Here is a 19,784-nt window from a genome sequence, read left to right on the forward strand (position 1 = left end):
GGTGGTGGCAGCATTGCGGGTATATGCCACCCTCAGAAGGGCGGCACGGCGTCAACGGAACCGTCCTGCTCGGCCATGATAACGGCCAGTTCGGCCAGAGCCAGTTCCAGCTCCGCGGCAATCTGGCGACGCTCGTCTGGGTGGCAATGGTTCATCTCGGCGCGCAGTTCTTCGATATGTTGTTCCAGTAGCATCGTCATCTCCTTGACGTTTGAGAAAGATGACGCCGCGGGGCGTGAGGAAATGACGGGGTCAGGGATCGCGTCGGCGACCGCCAGAGGCGGCGAGTGGGGTGCCGGTTTTGTTGAAGCGCAGGGAACCGGAGCGGAAGCAAAATCGGGGGGCCACGCGAAGTCCTTGAGGCCGGCATTTGCTCGCGGCACGATTGGTCACTCTGAGCAGACCCCGCCTCTCCGTATCGCGACCAGAAGAAGAAGCGGGCTAGATGCCCGGTTCCTTCTTGGTTTGAACAAGGGAAAAGCCCCGCCGTTTCCGGCAGGGCTTCGTCTTTGATCAGGCGTCGCGCTTCGGGCGGTTCCAGACCAACGTATAGTCGCCTTCCCTCTCGGTCGGCCAAAGTGCCGCATTGATCTTGGCCGGGAAGCTCGGATCGTCGAGCTTGACCGAGATGTAGGGCTCTCCGTCGCCGGAAACCTGGCTCCAGGCGGCGCCGACTTCGGCCGCTCCGGACATGATCCGGAAGTCGGGAGCGTCGCGGGATGTGCGTTCGATCGGGTTCAGACGGGCCTTCATGGAGACCGTCAGAGTGCGTACGTGGCCGAGGATGGTGTTGCCGTTGGTGGTGAATTCGCCGATGATTGCCATTGTCGTGATCCTTTCGGTTTGATCGGGCCGCGACCATCGCGTCCTCGATGACTGTCGATTTGATCGGGGACGATCGGACCGCATCCTTAAGGGACCGGAATGCAATGGAGGGCGGCGGGAGACGGCTTTCTTGGACCGCGAGGAATGCGAACGCAGGTCGCAGGGGAAGAAAGGGGGCGATGCCGTTGCGGGAGAACGATCGAGGCGCAGCCGATCTTCGATCGGACATGTCAAATCGAGGCCGCGTTGGCCGCGCCCACTTCCTATGCCCGAATAGATGGCAGCAATGGCCACATCGATCGTTTGGGCATTGCCGGGCCAATGCGACAAGTCCGGTGAGCGTCGCCGAACTTTCCTTCTCGATGGCGGCTCCGGTTTTCAATCTGGCACATGTCGCCCATGCTTGCTCGTATCCGCAAGAATGACCTGTTGCTGATGCAGGACGCATTAGGGCCAGTCGCAGCAAAACTGGCTCGCGTCCGCACGGCACAAGATCGCCTTCGCTTTCCTCCCGAACGGTCAATCCGCGCTGCCCGGATTCAGATTTTGGGAGCAGTACCAAAGGACGCGCTAAAATGAGAGGGGCGCTATTACACTGCGTCCCTCGTCGCGCAGGCATCCGCCCTTGGCTGAAGACCGTGGAGATAATTGACCGCCCGCTGCGCATGCGCGGCCGCCTGGAAAATTGCACGTTTGTCGTTGGCCAGCACCGAGAGCCATGACTGCAGATAGGACGCGTGATCCGGCCGCGGCTCAAGTTCCGGCGCGATACCGAGGTCAGCGCAGAGGAAGCAACTGCCAAGTTCGGCAATGAGTTCTTCCCGCGCGCGCTCCGTCCGGTCCTTGGCATAGCGCGACAGGTCGCGTCCCACGCGATGTTCTGCCGCCGTCCAGTGGGTCGCCTCATGGCTGAGGACTGCCGCATACCCGGCGGCATCGCGGAAGGCTTCGAACGGTGGCATCTGGATATAGTCCATGGCCGGAGAATAGTATGCCTGGTTGCCGCCGTGCCGAATGACTGCGCCGGTATTGCGGAAGAACTCGTCGGCGTGACCGATGCGCTCGATCGGGCTCAGGAGCGGTTCGGGTACGCCATGATAGTGGTCAGGCAGGCCGTCGATCTGCGCCACGTTGAACACCGTGTACGATTTAAGGAACGGAATATCGCGCTCCACCTCGCCGCCATTGCTGTCGGCCTCCGACTTGGTGAAGCGGCTTGCATAGATGACCGTCGTTCCGGTCTCGCCCTTGCGAACAGCTCCATCCAGCTGCAAGGCCTGTTTGAACGTCATCCATGTCGGCGAGACATAGCCCCTCGCTGTGCTTTCCGACCACAACAGCAGCACGTTGAGACCGCTATAGGCTTCGCCGTTGTGGCGCAGCGGCCGGGTGATCCGTCCGGTCGTGTTTGCGGCCGACCAGGGCTTCATCCACGGACGGACGCCTTTTTCCAGATCCGCAACGATCCTGTCGGTGATCCGCGCATAGAGATCGGCGCGCTCGCCCTGCCCTTTTCTTTTCATATCCTTCAACCTCCGTTTTCGGAGGTCGCGACCATCGCGACCCCGTCACGTCGGTCAAAAGCCGGGGAGATCAGGGATGAGCGCACGCGGAACGCGCCGTAACAACGTGAAGGAGGGCGAAGCCCTTGCGCGAGACCCTCGGCCCGGCAGACCGAAGGCGGAACGGGGTAGCAATGGACAGATTACCGATCTTCATCCGCAGCCAATGCAAGGGCTTCGCCAGCAAGACCACTTTCTGCCGCACGGCAGCCGACGGAATCTTAGCAACGGCGCGGTTGAGGTTGGGACCTTCTGTCGACGCATTGAAGTCGCGTCCCGTCGTTGATCCGAAGGCGGTGGCCGGCACAGGCCCTCGTTACTTCGAGCTGACGAGAACAGGACACCTTCGTCGACGTGAACAAAGGCGGGGCCGGAGCCCCGCCGTGATGGTTGTTATTCGAAGGCTGACAGCTGGACGGCTGCCGCCTTGCGGTCGAGCGTCTGGCCGGGATTTTCGACCGGCCGGTCGAAGGGCTTCCATGTTTCGCCTACCACCTGCTCATAGGCTGCGACAGCGCCGACGGCCGCCATTCTGAGCGCATGTGCCTGGATGCCCATGTCGGCTGCGAATTCGCGCTTGCGCTGGGCGGCGCTCTCATAGCCGACCGGACCGTCGAGATCGTCGTCGCGGGCATCCGCAGCGCTCTTGGCGGTGGCGTTCCGCGCCTCGGTGACGGCGCGGGAGTAGAACTGGCCGGCGCCATGGGCCGATCCGACATAGGCCCCGACGATGCGCTGCAGATGGATCTGCATCGCCCGGTCGCCAAGGCCATCGGAAAGTGCGGTGGCGGTTTCGACGATCAGGCGCTCGTGCATGCCACGGATGCCATCGCTGTCGACAATGGCGATCCCGAAGCTTTCGGCGATCCGAAGCGCCTGTGTTTCATCGGGGCATGAAAGGCGGACCATTTCGAGGGTGGCGCCTCTGCGCAGCGGCACGACGCGGGCGGATTGGCGGGTTGATTGACGGGATTGGGTTGCTGACTTTGCCATGGTGGTCTCCTTTGCTTCGCCGAAGTGTCGGCCCCCTGGCCGCTCTGTCCTTCGGTGCGGTCGAAAGGAACAGGCGCAATCCGGGCGGATCAGGGCCCGGGCAGGCCAGATCGAGCGAAGCAGGCAGGCGGTCAAGCAGGGGTGACAAGCCCTTGCGAAGCCCGCGTGCCTGCTTTGTCGAGAGCGGCATGACCGGCCGCCCCGCGGCGCGACAGCGGCCTTGAACCGAACGGGCGCCGGTTCAGACGCCACGAAACCGAAGGACGGAACGGCCAGAGGCAAACCTCGGATGCCGAAGCTGAGAGGAAACCACGCTAGACCTGCGCCAGGCCGCGCCGATCCAACGTCCAAGCCGCAGCTTGCACAGTCATCACAACCGCCGACGTCACTATCGGCTCGTGGTCCCGTTTGGCCTAAGCCACCCGGCAGATGTCCACGGGCACGCAATGATGCGATTGCATCCTCCTGTCGCGCGAGCGTTCACGAAAGTCCATCGACGGAGGAATTATGCCGCATAACCGAGACAATCGTCCGCAGTGCGCGACCAAATATGTTCCAGCTTCTCGTCGTGCTTCATCACAAGGGAGGGCCTGGATTCGCGTTCGATGACAGCGCTTTGCATGCGTTCGGGCGAGCTCTTGTCGGCCAGGTCGCAATAACCGCGGAAGTGCCAGAGGCACCCGTCGACCGGCAGAGAGAAGAGGATGCTGGTGACCAAACCGTTCGGGAATTCGCGCATGGCGAATATCCCGGCCTTGATCGAGAGCGGCGGCAGTATCTCAAACGTGTAGTCGTGGGATGCGTCGGCGATCTCGAACCATTCGCCGCTGTAGAGCGCGCTGTCGTCCCACTCCCATACATGCTCAGCCTCGTTCGGTAATGATCGCGCTGATGTGGCACCCATGGCTGCACGCCAACTCTACTGTTTTCCCAAAAAATGCTGCGGGGGCCCTCGAGGGACGCCAAGCGGCGCGGCTCCCGGGATAGCGAAAAATCACTGAAAATTCCTGCTCTTCACCTTCAGCGTATCGATATGAAGATCAGGCGTGAACATATCCCGCGGGACGACCGGCCTCGGCCGATCGCGAGAGTCCGGCCCACCGCCCCCATGGGCAAACTCATCGCCTCGCCCCGTTGGCAGCCTGAATTCGACATCCCGATCGGCCAGGCCAACGAGATCGCCTGACAGATCGAATAGTTGCTGCGCGACGAGGTGCACGACCTCCCCTTCCCGCTGAATCCGCCCATTGATTGCCATCATCGAGGATCCGAGCACCACGCTCCTGCGCTTCTCGAACAGTGACGGCCAGACGACGATGTTGGCAGGGCCTGTTTCGTCCTCGATGGTGATGAACATGACACCCTTGGCCGACCCGGGCTTCTGGCGCACCAGCACCAAACCTGCAGTATAAACCCATCGCCCATCCCGAGCATTCATCGCCTCCGCACAAGGGATGATGTTGCGTGCCGACAGGTCCCTGCGCAGGAACGCAACCGGATGCTGCCGTAGCGTCAAGCCCGTATGGCTGTAATCTTCGATGACGTTGTGCCCGTCCGTCATCTGCCGAAGGGCGACCTCCGGCTCCTGCTGCTCAGCAATTGCCGCCATCTCGCGCTCAGTCGCGGCGGCAAACAACGGCAATGGCTCATCACGCAGCGCCTTGATGGCCCAGAGCGCGTCGCGCCTCTCGAGTTTGAGCGATGGCAGAAAGGCATCGGCCTCTGCCAGCTGGACAAGGGCCTCCGTCGGCACGCTGGACCGGCGCCACATGTCATCGACGGATAAGAAAGGACTATTCATGCGTGCCGTCACGATCCGCGCTGCGTCAGCGACAGCCAGTCCCTTTACCTGCCGAAACCCAAGCCGGACAGCATGCCGATTGGTGCTGCCGATCTTTTCCAGCGTGCAGTCCCAGCGCGAGCGGTTGACGCACACAGGTCGCACTTCGACGCCATGCTTGATCGCATCACCGACGATCTGGGCTGGAGCATAAAAACCCATCGGCTGACTGTTCAAAAGCGCCGCGCAAAAGACATCCGGATAATGGCATTTGATGTAGTTCGATGCATAGGCGATCAGCGCAAAAGATGCCGCGTGACTTTCCGGAAAACCGTAGCTGCCGAAACCTTCGAGCTGAGAAAAGGTCTTTTCGGCGAACTCCGCCGAATAACCGTTCTTGACCATGCCGGAGACGAGTTTTTCCTTGAAGCGGGAGACCCCGCCGGTGAACTTGAAGGTGGCCATCGACTTGCGCAGCTGGTCGGCCTCGCCACCGGTAAAACCGGCGCAGACCATGGCGACCCGCATGGCGCTCTCCTGAAACAGCGGCACGCCCAGCGTCTTGCCGAGCACGGCCTCAAGCTCGGGTGTGGGATACTCTACCGGCTCCTTGCCTTCGCGGCGGCGAAGATAGGGATGCACCATGTCGCCCTGGATAGGACCGGGCCGGACGATCGCCACCTGCACGACCAGATCGTAGAAGGTGCGGGGTTTCAGGCGCGGCAACATCGCCATCTGCGCGCGGCTTTCGATCTGGAAGGTCCCGAGCGTATCGGCTTTTCGGATCATTGCGTAGGTGGCTGCGTCTTCCTGCTGGATCGTAGACAGATCGAGATCCTCGCCCTTATCCTCACGGATGAGATGAAACGCCTTTGCCATGCAGGTGAGCATGCCGAGTGCGAGCACATCTACCTTCATGAACTTCAGCGCCTCGACGTCATCCTTGTCCCATTCGATGATCTGGCGGTCCTTCATCGTTGCCGGCTCGATCGGCACGAGATCGTCCAGCCGGTCATGGGTGAGGACAAATCCTCCTGGATGCTGGCCAAGGTGGCGTGGCGCACCCATCAGCTGCTGCGCCAGTTTCAGGGTGAGCGCTAAGCGCCGGTCGTCGGGGTTGAGGTTGAGTTCCCGGATATTTCGGTCGGGCACTTCCTCCGACCAGGACCACATGCCTGATGATAGCGCCTTGATCACGTCTTCCGGCAGGCCGAGCGCCTTGCCGACATCGCGGATCGCTCCCTTGGCACGATACCGCGTAACGGTGGCGCAGAGGGCTGCCTTGTCATGTCGGTAGGTCTTGTAGATCCATTGGATGACCTCCTCGCGCCGCTCATGCTCGAAGTCGACATCGATATCCGGCGGTTCGTCGCGTTCCTGGCTGACGAAGCGCTCGAAGAGAAGGTCGTTGGTCGAGGGATCGATAGAGGTAATGCCGAGAATATAGCAGACGGCGCTGTTGGCCGCCGATCCCCTGCCCTGGCAGAGAATGCTCTGGCTTCTTGCAAAGCGCACGATCGAAAACACCGTCAGAAAATACGGCGCATATTTCATGGTGCGGATGAGATCGAGCTCATGCCGTACGGTTTTCAAGACGTCGGGCGGCAGCCCTTCCGGATAGCGGTCAGGCGCGCATTCCCAGACATAATGCTCAAGCGAGGCTTGGGCATCCTTGCCCGGCACGATAGCTTCTTCCGGATATTGATAGGTCAGCTCCTCGAGAGAAAACGTGCAGCGCCGCACGATCTCCATGGTTCGCGCCAGGGCCTCCGGATAACGTGGAAATAGGCGAGCCATTTCTTCCGGAGGCTTCAGATATCGGTCGGCATGACGCTCTCGCTCGAAGCCGACGTCATCGATCGTGGTATTGTGCCTGATGCAGGTAACGATGTCCTGCAACTGCCGCCGACCCGGCTCATGAAACAGCACGTCATTGGTGACGACGGTTTTGACCCTGAACCGTGCCGCCATGTTGGAAATCTCATGGAGCCGCATCTGGTCGTTGGGTCGCCGGCGCAGGCACAGCGATACATAGGCTCGATCACCAAAAACGTGCGCCAACTTGCGAAGCTGCGCGGCGCATGTGGCGTCCGGCAGATCCGGCACCAGAATGCCGATCATGCCTTCCGAGTAAGCCATGACATCGTCCCAGTGCAGAATGCAGTTGTTCTTGCCGCCGCGCGACTTGCCAAGCGTGATGAGCCGGGTCAGCCGCGAATATGCCGGACGATCCATCGGATAGACCAGCAACGACATACCGTCGGCGAGGTCGAGGCGACAGCCAACGACAAGGCGGAGACCTGTCGCGCGGGATGCTTCAAGGGCGCGGACGATGCCTGCGAGCGAATTGCGATCGACGACGCCGATCGCACTGATCCCAAGGAGTTTTGCAGTATCAAATAACTCCTGCGCCGACGAGGCACCACGCAGAAACGAAAAATGTGTCGTGACCTGGAGCTCGGCATAGCTCATGCGAATATCCCGTGGCAGAACCAGCGGTGTGACCCGGTTTCCGGATTAATACCGTCGCCGGAGCGGAACACCCAAAGACGCTCACCGGATTCGTCCTCGATGACGAAATAGTCGCGCACGGCGTCCATTTCGGCATCTCGCTGCCACCATTCCCCGAAAATGCGTTCCGGGCCGTCGGCACATTTGACCTTGCGGCGTTTGCCACGCCAGACGATGGAGACTGGGGGCCGGTCCGGCATCAGCGCGATCGCCTCGATCAACTCAGGTCTCGGTAAGAGACGAACGGGGCGGCGCCAATGGCTGACCCAGGCAACGGCGATCGGTTCGGCGACGGGGCTGATGCGCTGGACAGAGCGTTCCGGCACATCGGATGCGACCGGTGCGACGCGATAGACCCTCTGCCCCCGGTTTCCATAGAGGTCGATTAGCGGCGTGACATCGGTGACGTCATCCTCGACCAGAGCAGAGGCTTTCTGAGCCTCCTCGAGAGGCTCGGCTATCACGGCGAGCAGGATCAGCTTTTCGATCCCGAAGCCCGGCTCGATCTTTTCCGTCCGGTCCCGAAACAGTTTTGTCAGCCAGGCGACATCTCGGGCGGGCCTGGCGGTTCCGGCGCGGATGGCCTGTCTCGTGCCATCGACCTTCTCGACGATCAGGTCGGCACGGCGAATGCCAAGCCCGCGCTTCTGGAGTTCGTCAACGAGTTGGACGACCAGACGGCCAACATATTTATTGATTGTTTCCGCAGCCCCGATCGGTTCGGCAAAGGCCTTGGAGACTTCAACCAGCTCTGCGGTCCGGATCGGTTCGATCGGCTCAGCGACACGACAGAGCATCTGGTCGAGACGGCGGCCGACCTCCGGACCGAAGCGCAATGTCAGCGGGGCCCGCGGGGTGTTGGCAAGCTCGCCGATTGTCTGGAAACCGAGAATGCGCAGATCAGAGACGATCTTTGACGGCAGGCGCAGAAGCGAAATCGGCAGTTTTTTGACGGCATGGGCCGTCTCGCCCGGAGGAACGACAATCGTTTCGCAATTGATTGCGCGGGCGCAAGCATGGGCAGCACCCCAGCTGTCGGCAACCGCCACGCGCGCCGTCAGTTTTCGGGCAAGAAACTGGTTGGCGATCTTTGTCACCATCGGCAGTTCACCACCCTGCAGATGATCGGCGCCTTCCGTATCCATGACGATACCATCAATCCCGTCGACGGCGACGATCGGCGAATAGATCGTCAGCGCCCAGAGCGTGATGCGCTCGAGCGCGGCTTGATCGGCTTGCGAATCTGCGTCAACCAGCATCAGGCCGCGAAACAGCGACTGCGCCTTTGCCGCCGCCATGCCGGCATGCACGCCCGCCTTTCTGGCAGCCGGATCGGCGGCAGACACCCATCGCTTCGAACCGCTTCTCGCGATCACGGCGATTGGCTGTTCAGGCGGAATAGACGGATCGGCCCGACGAATGCGATCCGTCGGCAGATCCGGAAGATAGATCGAGACGACCCTTGTCATCGCACGCCCTCACGAGAAACTCAGCACACTCACCCGCTTTCACGCGCATCAATTCCAGAAACCATTGAGGCCTGCCCACCCCCGGTACCGGCAACTCCTCTGACGGCATCACGCTGACACGCCACCGCGTGGTCGAGGCCGTCGGCTGCCCAAAGTCATTGGCCTCCGTCTGTCGCCGCCATCGGCGGACCGCGAGCGCCATGGTTCCGGTTCGCTCGGCTGCAAGCTGCAGGCGGCGGGAACTGACCATAGGCAGGCGAACAAGTTCACCGACGACGGCACCAAGTCCGCCGAAGGAAAGGCCCTCCTCCATATTGGCCAGCACATCCTCTTCCTTGTCGGATTCAACAAAGATGACGCGGTCGGGATGCAGACCCACATGGGCAAGAGCTGGAAAAAAAAGATCCGGCCGCGTCAGACACCAGATGACGGGGCCTTTTGTTCTTGCGGCAATGCCGGCAACACAAAGGGCGGCCGCCGCACCATCGACAGTACCGGAGCCACCGCCTGCAAACTCGTGCAGCGCGCCATAGGCGAGGCCCCCGCCGGGCAAGGCCGCATCGATCTCGGAAACGCCAAAAGAAAGTGTTCCGGCCCGCTTCGCGGATACCCCTTCCATCGACGCGATGCGGTCTCGCAAGTCGCAAATCACCCTCTGACGGGCAGCAGTCATCGTTCACGGCTCCCTTCAAGGTCGTGTTCAAAGGATCGACATTATGTCGTACGGGCTATATGTTCATTGTTTGTTCTCGTAATGCAAAAGAGTCAAGCACCACATGGTTGAGGAATATTATCCCAGTATTAGCAAAGTCGAAGATTCGAAAAGGATTCAAGGAGGTAAGGGGAAACAGAAATTTTTGCAGCCCTGGCGTCCGTCGGGTTCAAAACGGTGGATAGCGGGGATAGATGAACGGCGTCACAATCTTCTTAAGGTTTTCGTGCTGAACTCGTTTGCATGACGAAGCCACCGAGATCAAAGCCGCTCCTTCGTGATACCGAAGCTCCGCTACGGTCAAAGCCGCGTCGGAAGCGCAATCCCGCACAGCCACAGCTGCTGTTTGATCCGATGCCCGATCGCGTCGAGCCGGCGCTCGCCCAATTGAAGGCGCACCCTCCACAAGGCGACCAATGGAGCTGGGAGCTGAAATGGGATGGCTATCGCCTCGCTATCCATATCGAGCCGACAGGGGTCCGCATCCTCACGCGTGGTGGCCATGACTGGACGCACCGGTTTCCGGCGATCGAGCAGGCTGCCCGGGCGCTTGGTCCGGCAACGATGATCATTGATGGCGAGGCGGTTGTGCTTGACGATGAAGGGCGGCCGGATTTCGGGCTGCTGCAGAAATCGTTGGGTGCGTCTGGAAAGACGGCTGGCAACCGAGCTTCGGACGCCATCCTCTACGCGTTCGATCTTATTTATCTCGACGGCCATGACCTGCGCAACGTGGAGTACCGTTCGCGCCGGCATCTTCTCGAGGATACGCTGAACGGGCACGACGGCGCGATCCGCCTTTCGGAAACCATTGACGCCGATCCCGCGATCCTGCTGGAACACGTTGGCAGCCTTGGCCTCGAGGGCATCGTCGGCAAGCAATTGGATCAACCCTATCGCTCCGGCCGGACCGGCGACTGGGTCAAGATCAAGTGCGTTAAGAGCGAAGCCTTCATGGTTGTTGGCTACGAGCCATCGACGGCATCTCCCGACGGCTTCGGCTCTCTGGTGCTTGCTGCCTATCGCGGTGACGAGCTCGTTCATGTCGGGAACGTCGGGACGGGCTTCAGGCAAGCCGAGATGAACAGGCTGCGCAAGATGATCGACAGGCTGCGCTGGAAACGGAAACAGCCGCCTGTTCCATATGCCGAAAAGGCAGACATCGTTTGGGTCGAGCCGACTTTGATTGCCGAGATCGAGTTTCGGGCCTGGACGGCGGACGGCAAGCTACGCCATGCTTCCTACAAGGGATTGCGGGAACGACAAGACAATGCCGACGTTTACAGGCTCCAGTAGCGAAGTAGGCGCGATGCCGTGAACACACCGCATCTGCTTTAAGCGGAGGGCTTTCCAGCATGTGCAACCTTTATCGGATGGAAGACAAGGACTGGGTCTCGAAATGGGCCCAGGACGCCGAAAGCCTGATCAACCTAATGCCAGCCTATCAGATGAACCCGGACCAAATGGGGCCGATCGTGCGCAACACGGCGGAAGGCAAGAAGCAGCTTGTGCATGCGCGATGGGGATTACCGTCCCCTCGCTTCGCCTTGGAGAAAGCGGCCAAAGCCAAGGCCGAGAAGCTCGCGGCCAAGGGCAAGCCATTTGATCTCGAGGAGCTGATCCGCATGGAGGCCGACCGCGGCACGACAAACGTGCGTAAGCTCAATTTCCCGCATTGGACGCGATGGTTCGACGTCGAACACAGATGCCTTGTCCCAGTCACCAGCTTTGCCGAACCCGATCCGGCGAGCAGAGAGGAAGGCGGCAATGTGCCCAATGCCTGGTTTGCCCGCGATGACGAGAAATCCCTGATGTTTTTTGCCGGCATCCATGTGCCGCAATGGAAGAGCGTCCGGAAGGTTCGGGACGGACTCACGATCGACGACCTCTATGGTTTTCTGACCACGGATCCCAACGATCTCGTGAAACCGATCCATGAGAAAGCCATGCCGGTTCTGTTGCTGACGAAGGAGGACACGGACATCTGGATGCGGGCGCCGTGGGACGAGGCAAAACATCTTGTCCGCCCGCTTCAGAACGATGCGTTGATTATTTCGTCGCGAGAACCGTACGGGTCCACCGTCGTGTCGAAATCGGGCGAACCGGTTGGCCAAGACTGATTTGTGTCGTGTCTGACCGTGAGTGCGTTCACGGTGCGATTCCGCCAGCAACGGTCAATATCGTCCCGGTAATAAATCTGGCCATTGGTGACGCGAGCCAGATCGCCGCATCTGCGATGTCTTCCGGCTCGGCTATGCGCCCCAACGGGGTGGCACGCGCAACTTTCCCGGGTCGATCTGGGTTGCCCTCACGCGCGTGGATATCTGTCGCCGTCGTGCCTACGCGGATCGCGTTCACGCGAACTCCAACGGAACCAAGCTCCTTGCCGGCACCGATCGTCAGTGTTTCCACCGCGCCTTTGGAAGCCGCATAATGCACATATTCCCCTGGACTACCAAGCGTCGCCGCGAGGGACGACATGTTGACAATCGAGCCACCCGCACCACCACGATCGGACGCCATCCGCTCTATCGCTTCCTGGAGGCAATAAATCGTGCCAAAAAGGTTGGTCGCGAAAGTGGCTTGCAGGGCACCCTCGGTCAAACTTTCGAGCGTGGACGTTCCTCCGATGATCCCGGCATTATTAACAAGGCAGTCGATCGGGCCGAGTAATTCATCGCAAGTGCGGAAGAGATTTTTTACCGCGTTGCGATCCGAGACATCAGCGCCAACAGCGATTGCCTTCGCGCCTTCGGCCTCGCAACGCTCGGCCGTCGCAGATGCGCCTTCAGCGTCGGAGTGATAGTTCACACACACATCGTATCCTGCCCGCGCAAACGCAATTGCAGTTGCTGCACCTATCCCTTTGCTGGCACCTGTTACAAGGACGATAGATCGAGACGGCATTTGCGAAGAACTCTCTTAAATAGCTGCTAGCTAGACAGGTCGTGGAGATCGGTAGTGATCGCCGCACCGACTGAAAACTCCGAAAACCGGACATCCAGTCCGCCACGCTCAGGCGTACATGCAGTCAACCCAACGAAATAATGGGGAACTTTAGGAAACGGAGCAAGCCGCAGCAACGGCCATATGCTCCCATTGGAGGATGCCTGAATACGCATCGTGCCTTCCTTCAATGTAATCCGGATATAGAAATCTTCAAGTTCCTTGAAGGGCTGGGACACTGACCAGTCGGATTTTCCATCGGTGATGACTGTGCTGAGAAACCGTTCGCCATCTGTAAACTCAACGCCTGACTTCACCCATCGATTTTCATCAATGCGCACCATAAGACCGGCCTGATCGTAGAGAGACCGGAATTCGCCTTGGACACGGACACTCGCTGTGAAACCATCCACGACCGTTACGCCTAGGAAATGGCCACTGTCGCGCGTGAAGCCGTAATGCGTTTCACGCCAGAAGTCAGTGTTTGCTTCGGTGGTTAAAGAGAGACCCGTCTCGGTGGCTTCCCACACTACAGGTTTATTCAGCCACTCGGCTTCTTTGAGATTAACGTCCACGGCACTGTCTCCGGAATTGCCCTTGCATCACTGCTGGTGGGGCTATTGCCCGACTCAACGGATACCCGTGATCATAAACTCGGTAAAGTGAGTGTTGGCCTGCTGCCAGTTTCGTGGACACCAAGTTAAGGTGCTTCCAACGAAACTGGAGTGCATAAATGCAATGAAGCAAGTCCAGCCGCGAGTACAAGCTTGAGGCAGTGAAGTTCGTTAGGGAGCGTGAGGCCACACCGTCACCGAAGCGCTCGGCAAAAATCTTTCGATGGCAGTTGGTAGCACTATAGACAAAGCGCCTGACGGTCAGATGCAATTCGATCCGTCGAGCCATACACGGCAGATCACCGATCACCGGAGGGAAACGGTCCCGCAGTGGGGACATATGGAGTCCGTTGACCCGGCGGACGCAGTGACAACGATCGCGTCGGTGGCATCATGCACCGATTCAACGTTCAAACCGGCCGGGATCAGGTCGGAAGTCGAAACTGGGCTCGCATGGCGCTGATTCTCCTTCGAAAATCACACCAATTGAATCCGAAACATCATCGAGAATGAGTCAGTGCCCAAAAAGATCCCGCGGCCATAGTCGCGACGCGCTGCGTGAAGGACAATGTATTGCGAAGATTGCCAGACATGTTCGTCACCCCTCTGGCATAAACTATGCCACGCAAACGATTTCCGATTGCGTGGCATAGTCCTTGATTGGCGGCGGGGATATCCCCCGCCGATGCTCATGTCGTTGACCGATCGCCGATCAAAACTCCTGCCAGTCGTCCTTTGACGTATCGACAGCAGCGTTACCGGAGAATGCGGATGCAAGCTTGCGGCCAAGCGCGCGTACGGGGGATGCCACATATCTGTCGTTGCCGCCGGCATTGCGAACCGGAGCGGGCTGGCTCTTCTGCTGATAGGCGGTATCGGCGAGCTTGAACTGCGCGAGAAGCTGGTTGAGCGAAGCTACCTCCTTGGCCAGATTGTGGCTGGCGGCGTTGGTCTCTTCCACCATCGCCGCATTTTTCTGCGTGTCCTGGTCCATCTGGTTGACCGCGGTATTGATCTGCTGGAGGCCGGAGGATTGCTCCTGCGCGGATTCCACGATGGAGACGACGTGCCGGTTGATTTCCTGCACTTCCGATACGATCGTCGCCAGTGCCTTGCCGGTGTCGCCCACCAGCTGAACACCCTGCTGCACCTGATCGTTCGAGGTGGTGATCAGCGCCTTGATTTCCTTGGCCGCATTGGCGGAGCGTTGCGCCAGTTCGCGCACTTCCTGCGCGACGACGGCAAAGCCCTTGCCCGCCTCACCCGCACGCGCAGCTTCCACGCCGGCATTGAGCGCCAGAAGGTTGGTCTGGAAGGCGATTTCGTCGATCACGCCGATGATGTTGCTGATCTCGTTGGCGGATTTGGAGATCTGCTCCATGGCGACCACCGCGCGGCGTACCACTTCGCCGGATTGTTCGGCACCTGCCTTGGCGCGGCTGACGATCAGGCCGGCCTCCTGCGCTCGCTTGGTGGAATCCTTCACTGTCGTGGTGATCTCTTCCAGAGCGGCAGCGGTTTCTTCCACGGCTGCGGCCTGCTGTTCGGTACGCTTGGCCAGATCGTCGGCGGCCGATTTGATCTCGTTTGCGCCCGCGCCGATGCCACCAGCATTCTGCGCAACCCGGGTCAATGCCGATTGCAGCTTTTCGGCGGACATGTTGAAGTCGTTACGAACGCCGTCGAGTGTCGCCGTGAACGGCTGGCCGATGCGGTAGGACACATCGCCATCCGAAAGCTTCGAAAGACCGGTTGCAAGATTGTCGACGGCAAATTTGACGTCGGCAGCTTCCTTGGCCTTCTGCTGCTCGCGCGCGATGCGTTCCTTTTCCGAAAGGCTGCGATTGGCTTCGGTTTCCTGTTCGAGACGAATGCGCTCGATCGCACTCTCGCGGAACACCTGAACAGCAACCGCCATCTGGCCGACTTCATCCTTGCGGTCCATGCCATCGATCTCGGCTGCCGTATCGCCGCCTGCCAGCGACACCATGCGCTCCCGCAGCCGGGCAATCGGCGTTGTGATGCCACGTGAGGCCACGAAAAGTGCGAGAATGATGCCGGTTGCAAAGCTGATGCCAACCACAACAAGCGAGGTCAGGATCGTGGAATTCGTCTGATCCGTCAGATCGTCGCTGCCTGTTGCAACACCCTTGGCAAGCTTGTCCAGCAAAGAGCCTATTTCGTTTCCGGCCGCGCGAATTTGCCCATCAGCCTTCAGGAGTTCCGCCGCGGACTCCTGATTACGATTAGCGGAGCCAAGCTCGACGGCCTTATCAGTGGTTGCGATGATGCTCTGAGATTGTTTGAGCAGTTTGTCGATTGTGGCCGTCTCTTCCGGGAATATGGCCTTGACGTTGTTCAATCGCGAGATCAGTTCGCCTTTGTCGGTATTATACTCGCCTTTGGCGATGGCGAAATCCGGTATGGAGGTGTCGTATGCCATTACCTGATAAGCACCGTAAGCCACCGCCTGAAGATTGCGGTTGGCGCGAGAAAGCTCGACAAGCGCGGCATTATCGCCGGCAATGAACTCTGAATAGAGCGTGTCCGCGTTTTTGTAACGGGCGGACATATATACTGTTGCACCCAGACCGATGATGCAGAGCGGTAAAATGAGCGACAGAATTTTGGTGCGGATACTGGCATTCTGGAGAAATGACACGGATAACCTCAGGGCATGAATACCGCTCCTTCCCCGTGCCGGAGGTGTTCGGCAAGACTGACATTGCACGTCGCGTAACCTCGATCATCAAGGCTTCGGTAGCCGCATCATCGGCTCTGATCGCAACTGCATCATGCATGCGCCGAAAAACGCCGGCCTGCCCCCTTCAAATACGGGCAGGTCACCATTCCGCGGGCGAAACGACAGCCCCGCCAACAGGCGGAAACGCCGGGCCGCATTTCGCAAAACACGGACTAGAACCAATTGTTCCACGGCCGTGCTTCGCTGGTTTTCTTGCGATTAGTTATAGTTAAATACTTTACAATTTCTTCATGCCCAAACGGGCGCAGGAGATACCAATATCTGAAAGATCAGCGTGCGATTAGCCATCCCACCCCGGATAAGCCCGACCTGTGGGATGGTGATGCAGGCCACATTCACATATGGGCAGCGCAAGGCTTAAAGAAACCTGCGAACAAGGGCTGTACGGCGGTTACGAGTGTACGCTTCGATGAAGCTGCAGGCCCGCTCGTTTCAAACTGTCCAGCGAATGCTGCGCCATCGCGTGTCGTCAAGGACGTCGCCGCTGAATGCATCAACTCTTTGAAATCGTCCAGGCCCACGTCATCGGCGCGCATGACTGAACGGATCAGTGGATCTGCGAAAATCTCGGCGAGCGTCATCTCGTCTATCGTCTGTCTCATCTCAGTCTCCTTTCGATAATTCCTAAGCTGTGAAAGCGGGCGATTGCTTGACGGGCTCGCGCCAAGGTGTTACCGGTAAGTAACTTTTGTGATAGTTACCGATCGGTAACACGCATGTCAACACCGCTTGAGGGTAAAAATTAAACTCATGAAATCCGAGACATCTGATCGTGCTTCTGAGCAGAAAATCGCACCTCGTGACCGGATTGTGTCAACGGCCTGCCAACTGTTTCGTGAACATGGGATACGCGGCATCGGTGTTGATGCCATTGCCGAAGCCGCCTCAACCAACAAGATGACCTTATACCGACATTTTGGTTCCAAGGACGATCTTGTGTGTGAAGCGCTCAAGCACAGTTCTCGAACGCTCGATAAAGCCTGGGAAGATCTCGAAAAAGAGAACCCGGGCGACCCGAGGGCTCAGCTCACGGCATGGGTTAAAGCGCGCGCACAATGTCTTTCCAGCGAACCCTATGGATGCGATTTGGCCAATGCTGCGGTAGAGTTGAAAGAGCAAGGGCACCCTGCACATGCGATAATAGAAACATTGAAGATGGAACAGCATTCCCGGCTTGCCGATCTTTGTCGTTCGACAGGTGTAAGCGATCCTGAACTTTTGGCTGATACGCTATCCATGCTGTTAGAGGGAGCACGCGTCAGCAAACTTGCCGTCGGCAAAGAAGGTCCGTCGATGCGGTTTACGCGTGCGTGTGAAGCGGCGATGGTCTCGTTTGGTCTAGGTGCACAGGCTTCTGCCTGATCCTGGTGGTGCAAGAAGGAAGTGCTACTGAAGGCAGTGTCACGTTAACAGGGCGTCGAATAAGGCTACATGACCAGACTTGCCCGTGATCCTCTTTATCGTCGCCACCGATTTCCACCTGACGTGATTGCCCATACCGTTTAGCTCTATGTCCGGTTTCCGCTCAGTCTGCGAATGGCCGAGGATGTGCTGGCAGCTCGTGGGGTCATCGTCTCTCGTCAGACCGTGAGACTTTGGGCTGAGAAATTCGACAGGCACTTTGCCAATGAAATCCGGAAGCGATCGATCGGCAAGCTCGGCGACAAATGGCTGTTGGTTATCGCACGAATATGATCCAATCTTCCATTTCGAAAAGATCCACTCTCACTTCGGAAAGAAGTTTTCGGTCAATACCATAGAAGCAATGTGTTGTTACAATGCCAAATGAAAAACTGGCTTAAACCCAGCTGAAAACCGACAGGCCGGGGTCAATCGCGGAGACCTTCTTCAACGTGAAGGCGTCTATGGCGCTCAGACTTACGGGGACAGTAACATCCTCGGCCTTGAGGTCGCTGGGAGAAGTGACAGCCGTCGGAAACGAAGTAACCGGCCTTGCCGTCGGCGACCGTGTCATGGGGATTGTCGGCGGCGGGATGGCGGCTACCATTCCGACCAGAATGTCCTTCATCGAGGCGGCCGCAGTCATGGAGAGCTTCGTCACGGGCTGGGAGGCTCTTGCACATCTCGGACGAACCGAAAAAAAGCGAGACCGTTCTCATTCATGCTGCTGCAGGCGGCATCGGATCGGCGGCAGTCCAGCCCGCCAAAGCGGCTGGAGCAACCTAGCTAGCCACCGCTTTGGCGGGCAACATCGGGAACGTGCTTTCGCAGGGCGCCGAAGCTGTGTTCGATTATCAGCGGTCGGACTTCGAGGCGGAGGTCGTCGATGCGACGGCATCCTGTGGGGTCGATCTGATCATCGACTTTGTCAGCGGGTCCTACCTCGTCCGCAACATTCGTAGTCTTGCTCCTGGTGGTCGGCTTGTCCAAGTGGGCCTGTTGGGGCGAGATAAGAACGCCATCATTCCGCTCGGAACTGTCCTTCACAATCACTTACAATTGCTGGGCACGGCCATGAAATCCAGATCTCGCTCAGAAATGAGAGCTATGATCCGCCGGTTCAGGGACGATGTGCTGCCAATGATGGGCAAAGAACTTCAGCCCGTTGTCGGGGCACTGTATCCACTCTCAGCTACATCGGATGCCGATCGCCGGATGGAAGCCGGCGGAGTGTTCGGCAAGATCGTTCTTGACGATTTTCATGGGTGATGCCGGATACGCGGGGAGCTCTTGGACTGAGTGGAACTCGCGAATTGCATCGCGATAAGCCAAAAGATTGACCGCCGGTGAGTTTTGCCCAGCAGACTTTTGCACGAGGAAAGATGCCGGAGTGGTGGAGAGGGCCGCTGTGAACGGCCCTACCCCTGGAGCGCTGAATTTATAGCACCCAGCCTCCGTCGATTGTCAGGCTCGATCCTGTCATGAAAGACGTGTCGGGACCCGTTAGATAGGCCACCATTCCCGCAATTTCCTTGGGGTCGGCAACGCGCTTCAAGGGGCTGCGGTCAGACAACATCTCAATGGCGCCGGCGTTCATGTCAGTGTCCGTTGGACCAGGTTGGATGTTGTTGACGGTGATGCGCCGCGGAGCCAGATCAAGGGCCAAGCCTTTCACCATCGCTGCGACCGCAGCCTTGGAGAATTGGTAGACGCTTGCTCCCGCCATTCCAGTCCGTTCCGCCGTGTTCGACCCGATCGTTATGACGCGGCCGCCATCCTTCATGTGCGGCACTGCGGACTGGATGGACAAGAAAACGCCGCGGATGTTGATGTCGATCATTAGATCGAGCTCTTCGAGAGTGACAGCATCCACCCTGTTGAGCCGCAAAATCCCTGCATTGACGACGACGGCGTCGATTGGCCCGAAGATGTCGACAGTCTTTGCCACCGCGCCACGAATGGCGGCAGCATCTGCGCTATTGGCCTGGATGGCCACCGCGCGGCGCCCACTCTTCTCGATCTCGTTCACGAGCGCCTTTGCGCTGTCCGGTCGCGAAACATATGTGAAGGCGACATCGTAGCCGTCTTTTGAAAGTCTTTCGACCGCAGCGGCGCCGATACCACGGGCACCTCCAAATACGAGGGCGGTCTTTCGTTCTTCGATTGTCATGGGATTCTCCTTTTATTGACAGATCAGTCCATAATTG

General features: G+C 58.9%; 18 protein-coding genes and 1 pseudogene. 5 read left to right on the forward strand and 14 right to left on the reverse strand.

Going from position 1 to position 19,784, the window contains the following annotated elements; genetic code table 11:
* Positions 1–32 precede the first annotated feature (32 nt).
* From ACQZ5Y_RS17460 to ACQZ5Y_RS17495, 8 genes are all read right to left on the reverse strand, one after another.
* Positions 33–194, reverse strand: coding sequence for a hypothetical protein (locus ACQZ5Y_RS17460; protein ID WP_019565695.1), 162 nt, complete (start codon positions 192–194; stop codon positions 33–35).
* 319 nt (positions 195–513) lie between these two features.
* Entirely contained in the window at positions 514–825 is a 312-nt protein-coding gene (locus tag ACQZ5Y_RS17465) for a DUF736 domain-containing protein (protein ID WP_162692160.1), read from the reverse strand.
* 590 nt (positions 826–1,415) lie between these two features.
* A complete protein-coding gene (locus ACQZ5Y_RS17470) occupies positions 1,416–2,348 on the reverse strand; it encodes an ArdC family protein (protein ID WP_112155444.1) in 933 nt (310 codons plus the stop codon).
* Positions 2,349–2,780: 432 nt separating this feature from the next.
* Positions 2,781–3,380: a hypothetical protein gene (locus ACQZ5Y_RS17475; RefSeq protein ID WP_112155436.1), complete on the reverse strand. Its 600-nt coding sequence runs from the start codon at positions 3,378–3,380 to the stop codon at positions 2,781–2,783.
* Between the two features lie 505 nt (positions 3,381–3,885).
* Positions 3,886–4,284 (reverse strand): DUF1419 domain-containing protein, encoded by a 399-nt coding sequence (locus ACQZ5Y_RS17480; protein WP_112153484.1) that lies wholly within the window; start codon positions 4,282–4,284, stop codon positions 3,886–3,888.
* 90 nt (positions 4,285–4,374) lie between these two features.
* A complete protein-coding gene (locus tag ACQZ5Y_RS17485) occupies positions 4,375–7,632 on the reverse strand; it encodes an error-prone DNA polymerase (RefSeq protein WP_111791076.1) in 3,258 nt (1,085 codons plus the stop codon).
* Positions 7,629–9,140 carry a Y-family DNA polymerase gene (locus ACQZ5Y_RS17490; protein ID WP_162690710.1) on the reverse strand — a complete coding sequence of 504 codons (1,512 nt, stop codon included), beginning with the start codon at positions 9,138–9,140 and terminating at the stop codon, positions 7,629–7,631. Before ACQZ5Y_RS17490 ends, ACQZ5Y_RS17485 begins: the two co-directional genes overlap by 4 nt.
* A complete protein-coding gene (locus tag ACQZ5Y_RS17495; protein ID WP_060642157.1) occupies positions 9,061–9,813 on the reverse strand; it encodes an ImuA family protein in 753 nt (250 codons plus the stop codon). The genes ACQZ5Y_RS17490 and ACQZ5Y_RS17495 overlap by 80 nt, the downstream gene beginning before the upstream one ends.
* Before the next feature lie 282 nt (positions 9,814–10,095).
* Between ACQZ5Y_RS17495 and ligD the strand changes: the two genes are divergently transcribed.
* Both ligD and ACQZ5Y_RS17505 read left to right on the forward strand, forming a co-directional pair.
* Positions 10,096–11,148 (forward strand): non-homologous end-joining DNA ligase, encoded by a 1,053-nt coding sequence (gene ligD / locus ACQZ5Y_RS17500; RefSeq protein WP_111791075.1) that lies wholly within the window; start codon positions 10,096–10,098, stop codon positions 11,146–11,148.
* A gap of 59 nt (positions 11,149–11,207) precedes the next feature.
* Positions 11,208–11,972, forward strand: a complete 765-nt coding sequence (locus tag ACQZ5Y_RS17505) for an SOS response-associated peptidase family protein (protein WP_111791074.1) — start codon at positions 11,208–11,210, stop codon at positions 11,970–11,972.
* A gap of 28 nt (positions 11,973–12,000) precedes the next feature.
* Here the strand turns inward: ACQZ5Y_RS17505 and ACQZ5Y_RS17510 are convergent, their stop codons facing one another.
* The 4 genes from ACQZ5Y_RS17510 to ACQZ5Y_RS17525 all read right to left on the reverse strand — a co-directional run bounded on the left by ACQZ5Y_RS17510 (position 12,001) and on the right by ACQZ5Y_RS17525 (position 16,778).
* Complete coding sequence (locus tag ACQZ5Y_RS17510; RefSeq protein WP_111791073.1) at positions 12,001–12,759, reverse strand: SDR family oxidoreductase; 759 nt, start codon at positions 12,757–12,759, stop codon at positions 12,001–12,003.
* A 26-nt stretch (positions 12,760–12,785) separates the two neighbouring features.
* Positions 12,786–13,373, reverse strand: a complete 588-nt coding sequence (locus ACQZ5Y_RS17515; protein ID WP_065662706.1) for a DUF1349 domain-containing protein — start codon at positions 13,371–13,373, stop codon at positions 12,786–12,788.
* Between the two features lie 751 nt (positions 13,374–14,124).
* Positions 14,125–16,074 carry a methyl-accepting chemotaxis protein gene (locus ACQZ5Y_RS17520; RefSeq protein ID WP_112682714.1) on the reverse strand — a complete coding sequence of 650 codons (1,950 nt, stop codon included), beginning with the start codon at positions 16,072–16,074 and terminating at the stop codon, positions 14,125–14,127.
* A gap of 437 nt (positions 16,075–16,511) precedes the next feature.
* Positions 16,512–16,778, reverse strand: a complete 267-nt coding sequence (locus ACQZ5Y_RS17525; RefSeq protein ID WP_060642264.1) for a hypothetical protein — start codon at positions 16,776–16,778, stop codon at positions 16,512–16,514.
* Positions 16,779–16,926: 148 nt separating this feature from the next.
* Here ACQZ5Y_RS17525 and ACQZ5Y_RS17530 point away from each other — a divergent pair, with 148 nt between their 5' ends.
* A complete protein-coding gene (locus tag ACQZ5Y_RS17530; RefSeq protein WP_080802590.1) occupies positions 16,927–17,538 on the forward strand; it encodes a TetR/AcrR family transcriptional regulator in 612 nt (203 codons plus the stop codon).
* Positions 17,539–17,607: 69 nt separating this feature from the next.
* Positions 17,608–17,853: pseudogene (locus tag ACQZ5Y_RS17535) on the forward strand (IS6 family transposase); the annotation flags it as partial.
* Positions 17,854–17,974: 121 nt separating this feature from the next.
* Here ACQZ5Y_RS17535 and ACQZ5Y_RS17540 read toward each other — a convergent pair.
* On the reverse strand, positions 17,975–18,223 hold the full coding sequence (locus ACQZ5Y_RS17540) for a hypothetical protein (protein ID WP_111790966.1): 249 nt from the start codon (positions 18,221–18,223) through the stop codon (positions 17,975–17,977).
* Between the two features lie 152 nt (positions 18,224–18,375).
* On the opposite strand from ACQZ5Y_RS17540, the gene ACQZ5Y_RS17545 reads away from it, so the two are divergent.
* On the forward strand, positions 18,376–18,846 hold the full coding sequence (locus ACQZ5Y_RS17545; protein WP_233283734.1) for a zinc-binding dehydrogenase: 471 nt from the start codon (positions 18,376–18,378) through the stop codon (positions 18,844–18,846).
* Between the two features lie 169 nt (positions 18,847–19,015).
* On the opposite strand, the gene ACQZ5Y_RS17550 is transcribed toward ACQZ5Y_RS17545, so the two are convergent.
* Positions 19,016–19,747, reverse strand: a complete 732-nt coding sequence (locus tag ACQZ5Y_RS17550; RefSeq protein WP_112682715.1) for an SDR family NAD(P)-dependent oxidoreductase — start codon at positions 19,745–19,747, stop codon at positions 19,016–19,018.
* Positions 19,748–19,784 lie beyond the last annotated feature (37 nt).

The organism is Agrobacterium sp. A3-95, assembly GCF_053521785.1.